Genomic DNA, 9,657 nt, shown 5'->3' on the forward strand with positions numbered 1-9,657 from the left:
TGAACCAAAGGAGATACCAAATGGGTGCTCATTGCTGCGGCCCCGATACCGCTCCCAAGCACGACGACGGTCGCTACCGGCGCATCCTGTGGATAGCGCTGCTGGTCAACCTGGCCATGTTCCTGGTCGAGATCGGCGCCGGCCTGCGGGCCGGCTCGGTGTCGCTGCTGGCCGATTCGCTGGATTTTCTCGGTGACGCCGGCAACTACGCGATCAGCCTCTGGGTGCTGGGCATGGCCCTCGCCTGGCGGGCCCGCGCCGCCCAGTTGAAGGCCGTCAGCATGCTGCTGTTCGGCCTCGGCGTACTGGGGGCGGCGCTCTGGCACTGGTGGCAGGGCGGCGTACCGAGTGCGCCGACCATGGGCCTGGTAGGCAGCCTGGCGCTGCTGGCCAATGTCGGCGTGGCGGCGCTGCTGTATGCCTACCGCGAGGGCGACAGCAACATGCGCAGCGTCTGGCTGTGCACCCGCAACGATGCCCTGGGCAACCTCGCCGTGCTGGCGGCGGCGCTCGGCGTGTTCGGCACCGGCAGCGCCTGGCCGGACCTGGCCGTGGCCGCCATCATGGCTAGCCTGGCCGTGCATTCGGCCATCGCGGTGCTGCGTCATGCCGATGGCGAACTCAATGGCGGACACGAGCATGCGCACTGAACTGAAAGAGGCGCTGCAACAGGCCTTCGCCGAAGGCGAGGCGGCGCTGGCCCGCGGCGATCTGGACAGCGCCTACGCCTGGCTGGAACGCGCCCATATCCTCGGCCAGCGCATGCCGCTGCGCCACGCCTGGTCGCACTGGCTGATGCTGCGCGTCGGCTGGCGGGCGCGCGACTGGCGCGAGGTGGCCGGGCAGCTGCCACGCATCCTCGCCGCGCTGCTGTTCTCGCGCCTGTGGGTGCCGTTGGGCAACAGCGGGCGGGCGCGGGTCAGCGCGTTCCAGCCGATGCCGCTCAGCGAGGAGCTGCGTCGCCTGCTGGACTGAGCGGCGGGTGCAGCGCCCGCAGCCGCGCGCCCAGGTGGCTGCCCGGCAGCGCCTCGATGAAGGCGCGCAGGCGCTGCGGGTAGTCGGGCGCCACCGCGGCGATCACGCTGGGGCGCCGCAGCAGGGCCTGGCGCCAGGCGTGCAGACGGGCCAGTTGCGGCGGCAGACGCGACTCCGCCAGCAGGTCGAAGACCTCCCAGTAGCGCAGCACCGGGGCGAACAGCGCATCGACCAGGCAGAAGCTCTTGCCGTCGAAGAAGGGCCCGCCGCCGAGCGCCTGCTCCAGCTCCGCGAGGCGTTGGCGCACCCGCTGCAGAGCCTCGTCGAAGCGCTCCGGGGTGGCCCGGTAGAGCGCGGCGATATCGTTCAGCAGGGCCGAGGCGAACTCCATCCAGGCGCGGTGGCGGGCCCGCTGCAGCGGCTGCTGCGGGTGCAGCTTCGGCTCTGCGATCTCCTCCAGGTACTCGACGATGGGCCCGGACTCGAACAGCGTGTATCCGTCGACCCGCAGCAGGGGCACCTTGCCCAGTGGCGACAGGCGCAGGAACCAGTCCGGCTTGTGGGCGAGGTCGATGTCGGTACGGCTGAAGGCGATGCCCTTTTCCGCCATGACGATGGCGGCCCGCTGCACATAGGGGCAGAGCGGGTGGCTGACCAGCTGCAGAGGGAGCATGGCGCTCACCGCTTCAGGGCCAGGCGGCCGTCGCCCAGCAGCACGTGCGCCAGCGAGGCGCCGGCCAGGAACAGCGGGTATTCCCAGCCGCCACCGGCATTGCTGAACACCCAGCCGTTGCCAGCATGGACCCAGATGGCGCCGAACAGGATCGGCAACAGGGCGAGCGAGACCCAGCGGCCGTGCAGGCCCAGCAGGATCAGCAGGCCGCCGAGGCTTTCGGCCAGGATCAGTGGCCAGGCCAGGGCCCCGGGCAGGCCGGTCGCGACCAGCCAGGCGCTCAGCCCGGCGGCGCCATAGGTCAGCAGTTTGAGCAGCAGCCCGTGGCTGAGCCACATGCCGGCCAGGGCCGCGCGCAGGAGCAGCAGGCCGAGGTCGGGGCGAACGGAGAGGGTGAGCGTGGACATGGCGACTCCCGAGCGAGTGATGGATGGCCAGTCTGCGCTTTGCGTGGATGCCTGAAAATTTGCATTATCTGCATTTGTCTTATGCGGAAATGCACAGATGGACTGGAGCGATCTGCAGTTCTTCCTCGCGGTTGCCCGGCACGGCTCGCTCAGTGCCGCCGCCCGCCAGCTCGGGGTCAACCACAGCACCGTGCTGCGCCGGCTGCAGCACTTCGAGCAGGGGCTGGGAGTCGCCGTGTTGCAGCGCCAGTCCGGGGGCTATGTGCTGACCCCGGCCGGGGACGAGCTGGTGGCGCGGCTGGGCGGCCTGGACGAGCAGATCAGCGGCGCCGAGCGCCAGGTGCGCGGACTGGAGCAGCAGATCCGCGGCAGCATCCGCCTGACCTCCACCGACACCCTGTTCGCCAGCCTGCTCACGCCGCTGCTGGCCGACTTCCAGCGCCTGCACAGCGCTGTCAGCCTGCAGCTGGTCAGCCGCAACGAGTTCCTGCGCCTGACGCCGCGGGAAGCGGACATGGCGGTACGCGGCACCCACGAGCCACCCGAGCACCTGCTGGGGCGCTGCGCCGGGCGCATCCAGACTGCGCTCTACGGCTCGCACGACTACCTGGCGAGGATGGGCGAGCGGCCCTTGAGCGAGCACCTGTGGGTCGGTCTCGATGAGTCGCTGGCGCACCTGAGGCAGGCCGCCTGGCTGTCCGAGCATGTGCCCGCCGAACAGGTGGTGGCGCGCAGCGACAGCCTGGTCGGCATGCTCCAGTGCGTGCGCCAGGGCATGGGGCTGGGGCTGCTGCTCTGTCCGCTGGCCGAGGGCTGCGCCGAGCTGGTGCGGCTGGCGGAGCCACGGCCCGAGCTGGATACGCCGATCTGGATTCTCACCCACCCCGACCTGCGCCGGGTGGGGCGTATCCGCGCGCTCTCCGACTTCCTCTACGAACGCCTGAGCGGAGATCCGCGCCTGGCCCACTAGGCCAGGCCCATGCCCCACTTGATGACGTAGGCGAGCAGGCCGACGGCCGCCACGCCGCCCAGCCAGAGCAGGACGAACCAGGCCAGCCGTTTGGCCAGCGGTTGTTTGACCTCGTGCATCAGTGATACCCCTCGCCGACCTTGACCTTGCCGCGGAACACCCAGTAGCTGTAGGCGGTGTAGATCAGGATGATCGGCACCATGAACACCACGCCGACCAGGGCGAAGGCCTGGCTGCTGGCCGGCGCCGAGGCCTCCCAGATGCTCACTGCCGGCGGGATGATGTTCGGCCACAGGCTGATGGCCAGACCCGTGTAGGCCAGGGCGATCAGCACCAGGGTCAGCACGAAGGGCTGCCAGTCGATCTTCAGGTGCACGGCGCGGACGATGCCGAGGATGGTCACCGCCACCAGGGTCGGCACCGGGATGAAGTAGAACAGGTTGGGCAGGGTGAACCAGCGCTGGGCGATGCTCTCGTGGGCCAGCGGCGTCCAGATGCTGACCACGGCGATGAACAGCAGCAGCAGGCTGGTCAGCGGCAGCATCAGCTTGTACATCTTGTGGCGCAGTTTGCCCTCGGTCTTCATCAGCAGCCAGGCGCAGCCGAGCATGGCGTAGCCGGCCACCAGGCCGGCGCCGCAGAACAGCGGGAAGGGCGCCAGCCAGTCGAAGGCCCCCCCGGCGAACTGCCGATTCTCCACCTTGATCCCTTCGATAAAGGCGCCCAGCACCACGCCCTGGGCGAAAGTCGCGACGATCGAGCCCCAGATGAAGGCAGCGTCCCACACGTGGCGGGTGCGCTTGGCCTTGAAGCGGAACTCGAAGGCCACGCCGCGGAAGATCAGCGCGATCAGCATGATCAGCAGCGGCAGGTAGAGCGCCGTGAGCACCACCGAGTAGGCCAGCGGGAAGGCGGCGAACAGCCCGGCGCCGCCCAGCACCAGCCAGGTCTCGTTGCCGTCCCAGATCGGCGCCACGGTGTTCATCATGGCGTCGCGCTCGTCCTTGTCACGGAAGAAGGGGTAGAGGATGCCGATACCCAGATCGAAGCCATCCATCACCACGTACATGAAGATGCCGAAGGCGATCACCCCGGCCCAGATCAGCGGCAGGTCGATGCTCATGGGCGTTGCTCCTGTTCGTCTTCGACACTGTCTTCGGCGGCCGACAGCGGGCGCGACGGCGTACGCGGGTGGCCCGGGCCACCGGCCTCGGTGGGCGTGTGGGCATGCAGCAGGCCCAGCACCGGGCCCTTGCGCATCATGCGCAGCAGGTAGGTGATGCCGACGCCGAACACGGCGAGGTACACCACCACGAAGATGCTCAGCGACACGCCCATCTGCGTGGCGCTGTGGTTGGACACCGCGTCCGAGGTGCGCAGCAGGCCGTAGATCACCCAGGGCTGGCGGCCGACTTCGGTGGTCACCCAGCCGGCGAGGATGGCGATCAGCCCGGACGGGCCCATCAACAGCATCAGGCGCTGGAAACCGCGCGCCTCGTAGAGCCGGCCGCCACGGCGCAGCCACAGGCCGATGACGCCGCAGAGGATCATCGCCAGGCCCAGGCCGACCATCACGCGGAAGCTCCAGAACACGATCGGCACGTTGGGCCGGTCTTCGGGCGCCCATTCCTTGAGGCCCTTGATCTCGCCGTCGAGGTCATGGGTGAGGATCAGGCTGGCCAGGCGCGGGATGCCGATGGCGTAGTGGGTGGTTTCCGCCTGCATGTCGGGGATGCCGAACAGCAGCAGCGGCACGCCGCGGGAGGTTTCCCAGTGGCCTTCCATCGCCGCCACCTTGGCCGGCTGATATTTCAGGGTGTTGAGGCCGTGCAGGTCACCGATGAAGGCCTGCACCGGCGCCACCAGCAGCGCCATCCACAGTGCCATGGAGAACATCATACGGGTGGCCTCGTCGCGCTTGCCCTTGAGCAGGTGCCAGGCCGCCGTGGCGCCGACCACGAAGGCGGTGCTGAGGAAGGCCGCCACCGCCATGTGCGCCAGGCGGTAGGGGAAGGATGGGTTGAACACGATGTCCCACCAGCTTTCCGGGTAGAACACCCCGTCGACCAGGCTGTGGCCCTGCGGGGTCTGCATCCAGCTGTTCGAGGAGAGGATCCAGAAGGTCGAGATCAGCGTGCCGATGGCCACCATCAGGGTGGCGAAGAAGTGCAGGCCGCGGCCGACCTTGTTCATGCCGAACAGCATGATCCCGAGGAAGCCCGCCTCGAGGAAGAAGGCGGTGAGCACCTCGTAGGTCAGCAGCGGACCCATGATGCTGCCGGCGGCGGTGGACAGCCCGGCCCAGTTGGTGCCGAACTGGTAGCTCATCACCACGCCGGAGACCACGCCCATGCCGAAGGTCACGGCGAAGATCTGCAGCCAGAAGCGGTACAGGTCGTAGTAGACCTCGCGCTTGGTTTTCAGCCACAGGCCTTCGAGCACGGCCAGGTAACTGGCCAGGCCGATGCTGATGGCGGGGAAGATGATGTGGAAGGAGATGGTGAAGGCGAACTGCAGGCGCCCCAGCTCCAGTGCATCGAGGCCGAACATGATGGGCCACTCCGGAAATTGATCTGGATCAATACTCCGTCAAGCCGGACCCGGGGCGTAGTCGGCGGATTGTCGCATTGGGCAATTTGTCGCAGCCGCTTTGCCCGGCGAAATCTGTAGCCCGGATGCAATCCGGGGCAAGTGTCTGGGGGCTGCGCCATCCCGGATTTCATCCGGGCTACGGCGTGGCTTCTCCCTCTCCCCTCGGGGAGAGGGGGCTGGGTCTACTTGGTGGCCCTGAGCACCACGAACTTGGGATTGGCCGCCACCTGCTGCACGCCGCGGAACAGCCGGGCCAGCTTGGCGTGGTAGCCGAGGTGGCGGTTGCCGACTATCCACAGCTCGCCGCCGGTGACCAGCGCCGCGCGGGCCTGCTGGAACATGCGCCAGGCGAGGAAGTCGCCGACCACCTGCTGCTGGTGGAAGGGCGGGTTGCACAGCACCAGGTCCAGCGAGTCCCTGGGCTGGTCGGCCAGGCCGTCGGCGGCGCGGAAGGTCGCCGGGCGCTCACCGAGTGTCGCGCGCCAGTTCGCCTCGGCCGACTGCACGGCCATGTAGGACTCGTCCACCAGGGTCAGCTCGGCCTGCGGGTTGGCCAGGGCGAAGGCGATGGCCAGTACGCCATTGCCGCAGCCGAGGTCGGCCACCCGCTGCGGCACCAGTGACTTCGGCAGATGCGGCAGGAAGGCGCGGGTGCCGATATCCAGGCCTTCGCGGCAGAACACATTGGCGTGGTTGAGCAGCTCGATGGCCGGTTTATCCAGCCGGTAGCGCGTGGGATAGGGCGATACCGGCGCCGGCCGGGCCTCGGGCGTGGCCGTCAGCAGGCGCGCCTTCTTCACCGCCAGCGAGGCCTGCACCGGGCCGATGTACTGCTCCAGCAGGTCGCCGGCGGCACGCGGCAGGTGCTTGATCATGGCGCCGGCGATCACCCGCGCGCCGGGGGCGAGCTGGCCGTGCAGGCGGACCAGCTGCTCCTCGAGCAGGGCCAGGGTCTTGGGCACGCGCACCAGTACCCAGTCGAACGGGCCTTCCGCCGTCGCGCTGGCCGGCACGAAGGTCACGCGGTCGGCGGCCAGGCCGTTGCGCGCAAGGTTCTTCTGCAGGGCCAGATGGCCCAGGTGCGAGTCGCCGCTGCTGGTCACCTGGCAGTGCGCCGCCAGCGAGCAGGCCAGGGCGCCGAAGCCGTCGTTGAGCAGCAGCACCCGGCTGTCAGGCCCGAGGCCCTGCTCGTGCAGGTGGGCCAGCAGGTACTCGTCGGCGGCGTCGAAGGCCTGCAGCGGCTCGTTGGCCATCTCGGGCTGGCGAATCAGGTCGAGCTGGGCGAAGGGCGTGGCGAGAATAGGCATGGAAACCGTCGGTGTTTGTAGGCGGCGCTTTGCGCGAGACTGCACAAGATCTGATGCGCGTCGGCCGGGCGTCGTTGCATAAGGGCCTGGCGCCGCCACTTCTGAACAGGAGCCGGGAGCGTGCATGAAGGGGGAATTATGACCGCCAGCGAAGAGAAGTTCACTCGCCAGACCCTCACCGCGGTGCGCAGCTGGTCACCCAGCCTGTTCAGCCTGCGTTGCACCCGCGACGCCGGCTTTCGTTTCCGCGCCGGGCAGTTCGTCCGCCTGGGCGTGCGCAAGGCCAGCGGCTGCATCGTCTGGCGCGCCTACTCGGTGGTGTCGGCGCCGCATGACGACTACCTGGAGTTCTTCTCCATCGTGGTGCCCGGCGGCGAGTTCACCAGCGAGCTGAGCCGCCTGCGTGCCGGCGACGAGCTGCTGGTGGAGAAGCAGGCCACCGGGTTTCTCACCCTCGACCGCTTCGCCGACGGCCGCGACCTCTGGCTGATCGGCACCGGCACCGGCCTGGCGCCCTTCCTGTCGATCCTCCAGGACCTGGAAGCCTGGCAGCGCTTCGAACGCATCGTCCTGGTCTACAGCGCCCGCGGGCGCGGCGAGCTGGCCTACCAGGAGCTGATCGCCGAGCTGCCGCAGCGCGAGTGGCTGGAGGGCGCGGGGCACAAGCTGCGCTACATTCCCGTGGTAACCCGCGAGCGGGTAGCGGGCGCGCTGCACGCGCGCATCACCAGCCTGATCGAGAATGGCGAGCTGGAGCGCGCCGCCGGCCTGGCCCTGGAGCCCGAGCACTCGCGCATCATGCTCTGCGGCAACCCGCAGATGATCGAGGACACCCGTGCCGTGCTCAAGGCGCGCAACCTCAACCTGGCACTGACCCGCAGGCCCGGCCAGGTGGCGGTGGAGAACTACTGGTAGGGCGCCACACGCCGGCCTGTTAAGAATTGGTAACTTTTTCCGGCTTAGGAATGGGCGGGTGAGCCGTTAGCATGGCAATCCCTTTTCCCTTCCACGGAACCCATGGACAGCGATTGTTGCCAGCCGCCCCCGAGCGGCCACCCCTCCCTCGGCGCCCTTGCGCGCCTTGCCCCGAACTCTGTCGATAGCCACGCCCTGCGCCGCGTCACCCGTGTCTGCGCCGTGTACACGGCTGCCCGGAGGAGCGCATGATCTTCGAATGGATGGCCGACCCCACCGCCTGGCTCGGCCTGCTGACGCTGATCGTCCTGGAAATCGTCCTGGGCATCGACAACCTGGTGTTCATCGCCATCCTCGCCGACAAGCTGCCGCCGCACCTGCGCGACCGCGCGCGGTTGATCGGCCTGAGCCTGGCCCTGCTGATGCGCCTGGGCCTGCTGGCCAGCATCTCCTGGCTGGTGACCCTGACCGAGCCGCTGATCGAGGTGTTCGGCAAGAGCTTCTCCGGGCGTGACCTGATCATGCTGTTCGGCGGCGTGTTCCTGCTGTTCAAGGCCACCATGGAGCTGCACGAGCGCCTCGAGGGGCGTACCCACCAGCCGAGTGGCGGCCGTCGCACCTACGCGCTGTTCTGGCCGGTGGTAGCGCAGATCGTGGTGCTCGATGCTGTGTTCTCGCTGGACGCTGTGATCACTGCGGTGGGCATGGTCGAGCATCTGGAAGTGATGATGATCGCCGTGATCATCTCCATCGGCCTGATGATCGTCGCCAGCAAGCCGCTGACCGCCTTCGTCAACGCCCACCCGACAGTGATCATGCTGTGCCTGGGCTTCTTGATGATGATCGGCTTCAGCCTCACCGCCGAAGGCCTGGGCTTCCATATTCCCAAGGGCTACCTGTACGCGGCCATCGGCTTCTCCATCCTCATCGAGCTGGCCAACCAGCTGGTGCGGTACAAGCGCAAGCGCCAGCTGCAGAACGGTCGTGGCATGCGTGAGCGTACCGCCCACGCGGTGCTGCGCCTGCTCGGTGGCAAGGTCGAGGCCGACGAGGTGGGCGAGGAGATCGCCGACATGCTCGAAGGTGGCGCCGGCGAGGCTGCGCTGTTCGACCGCCGCGAGCGGGTGATGATCCGCGGCGTGTTGGGCCTGGCCGAGCAGTCGATCAAGACGGTGATGACCGACCGTGTGCAGGTCGACCATATCGACCTGGCCCACGAGCCCGAGCAGACCCGCCAGGCCCTGCTGGCCTCGCCGCACTCGCGCCTGCTGGTGATCAAGGATGGCCAGGTCGACGAGCCGCTGGGCTTCGTGCATAAGAAGGAACTGCTCAAGGAGCTGCTGGAGCAGCGCGAGCCGGATATCGAGGGTCTGCTGCGCCAGCCGCTCAACCTGCCGGACAGCTGCTCGGTGCTCGGCGCCCTGGAGCAGATGCGCCAGGCCTCGACCCACGTGGCCTTCGTGGTCAACGAGTTCGGCGGTTTCGAGGGCCTGCTGACCCTGACCGACATCCTCGAGGCCATCGCCGGCGAACTGCCGGATGCCAGCGAGGTGGATGGCCCGGACATCGAGCCGGATGGCGCGGGTTTCCGCGTCAGCGGCGCGCTCAACCTGGCCCTGCTGCGCTCGCGCATCGGCCTGCAGGCCCAGGCCACCGAGGACTACCAGACCCTGGCCGGGCTGGTGATGAGCCTGCTCGACCGCCTGCCGGTGGTGGGCGACGAGGTGGAGTTCGCCGGCTGGCGCATGCGCGTCGAGGAAGTGCACGAGCGGCGGGTCAACCGCCTGCTGCTCACGCCCGAGCACTAAAAGGAAACGG

The 9,657-nt window shown here is 68.4% G+C and carries 11 protein-coding genes; 5 read left to right on the plus strand and 6 right to left on the minus strand.

The window, feature by feature from the left end; translation table 11 throughout:
- The first annotated feature begins 20 nt into the window (after nucleotides 1-20).
- Nucleotides 21-650: a cation efflux transmembrane domain-containing protein gene (locus DMO17_RS16350; RefSeq protein WP_110683534.1), complete on the plus strand. Its 630-nt coding sequence runs from the start codon at nucleotides 21-23 to the stop codon at nucleotides 648-650.
- The gene (locus DMO17_RS16355; protein ID WP_110683535.1) at nucleotides 640-975 is read left to right on the plus strand and encodes a DUF3703 domain-containing protein; all 336 of its coding nucleotides are present in this window, start codon (nucleotides 640-642) and stop codon (nucleotides 973-975) included. Before DMO17_RS16350 ends, DMO17_RS16355 begins: the two co-directional genes overlap by 11 nt.
- Here the strand turns inward: DMO17_RS16355 and DMO17_RS16360 are convergent.
- Nucleotides 944-1,648: a glutathione S-transferase family protein gene (locus DMO17_RS16360; RefSeq protein ID WP_110683536.1), complete on the minus strand. Its 705-nt coding sequence runs from the start codon at nucleotides 1,646-1,648 to the stop codon at nucleotides 944-946. The two genes, DMO17_RS16355 and DMO17_RS16360, sit on opposite strands and share 32 nt — an antisense overlap.
- Before the next feature lie 5 nt (nucleotides 1,649-1,653).
- Nucleotides 1,654-2,055 (minus strand): DoxX family membrane protein, encoded by a 402-nt coding sequence (locus DMO17_RS16365; protein WP_110683537.1) that lies wholly within the window; start codon nucleotides 2,053-2,055, stop codon nucleotides 1,654-1,656.
- A 97-nt stretch (nucleotides 2,056-2,152) separates the two neighbouring features.
- On the opposite strand from DMO17_RS16365, the gene DMO17_RS16370 reads away from it, so the two are divergent.
- Nucleotides 2,153-3,025, plus strand: a complete 873-nt coding sequence (locus tag DMO17_RS16370; protein ID WP_110683538.1) for a LysR family transcriptional regulator — start codon at nucleotides 2,153-2,155, stop codon at nucleotides 3,023-3,025.
- Here DMO17_RS16370 and DMO17_RS19600 read toward each other — a convergent pair.
- The 4 genes from DMO17_RS19600 to DMO17_RS16385 form a co-directional block, all read right to left on the minus strand.
- Nucleotides 3,022-3,144: a DUF2474 family protein gene (locus tag DMO17_RS19600; RefSeq protein WP_146224924.1), complete on the minus strand. Its 123-nt coding sequence runs from the start codon at nucleotides 3,142-3,144 to the stop codon at nucleotides 3,022-3,024. The two genes, DMO17_RS16370 and DMO17_RS19600, sit on opposite strands and share 4 nt — an antisense overlap.
- On the minus strand, nucleotides 3,144-4,148 hold the full coding sequence (cydB, locus tag DMO17_RS16375) for a cytochrome d ubiquinol oxidase subunit II (protein ID WP_021701083.1): 1,005 nt from the start codon (nucleotides 4,146-4,148) through the stop codon (nucleotides 3,144-3,146). The genes DMO17_RS19600 and cydB overlap by 1 nt, the downstream gene beginning before the upstream one ends.
- Entirely contained in the window at nucleotides 4,145-5,575 is a 1,431-nt protein-coding gene (locus tag DMO17_RS16380) for a cytochrome ubiquinol oxidase subunit I (protein ID WP_110683539.1), read from the minus strand. The genes cydB and DMO17_RS16380 overlap by 4 nt, the downstream gene beginning before the upstream one ends.
- 224 nt (nucleotides 5,576-5,799) lie before the next feature.
- Nucleotides 5,800-6,924 carry a methyltransferase gene (locus DMO17_RS16385; RefSeq protein ID WP_110683540.1) on the minus strand — a complete coding sequence of 375 codons (1,125 nt, stop codon included), beginning with the start codon at nucleotides 6,922-6,924 and terminating at the stop codon, nucleotides 5,800-5,802.
- Nucleotides 6,925-7,062: 138 nt separating this feature from the next.
- Here DMO17_RS16385 and DMO17_RS16390 point away from each other — a divergent pair, with 138 nt between their 5' ends.
- Complete coding sequence (locus DMO17_RS16390) at nucleotides 7,063-7,839, plus strand: ferredoxin--NADP reductase (protein ID WP_110683541.1); 777 nt, start codon at nucleotides 7,063-7,065, stop codon at nucleotides 7,837-7,839.
- Nucleotides 7,840-8,087: 248 nt separating this feature from the next.
- Nucleotides 8,088-9,647 (plus strand): TerC family protein, encoded by a 1,560-nt coding sequence (locus DMO17_RS16395; protein WP_110683542.1) that lies wholly within the window; start codon nucleotides 8,088-8,090, stop codon nucleotides 9,645-9,647.
- Nucleotides 9,648-9,657: the final 10 nt, after the last annotated feature.

The organism is Aquipseudomonas alcaligenes (genome assembly GCF_003205495.1).
Classification (GTDB): Bacteria; Pseudomonadota; Gammaproteobacteria; order Pseudomonadales; family Pseudomonadaceae; genus Aquipseudomonas; species Aquipseudomonas alcaligenes_B.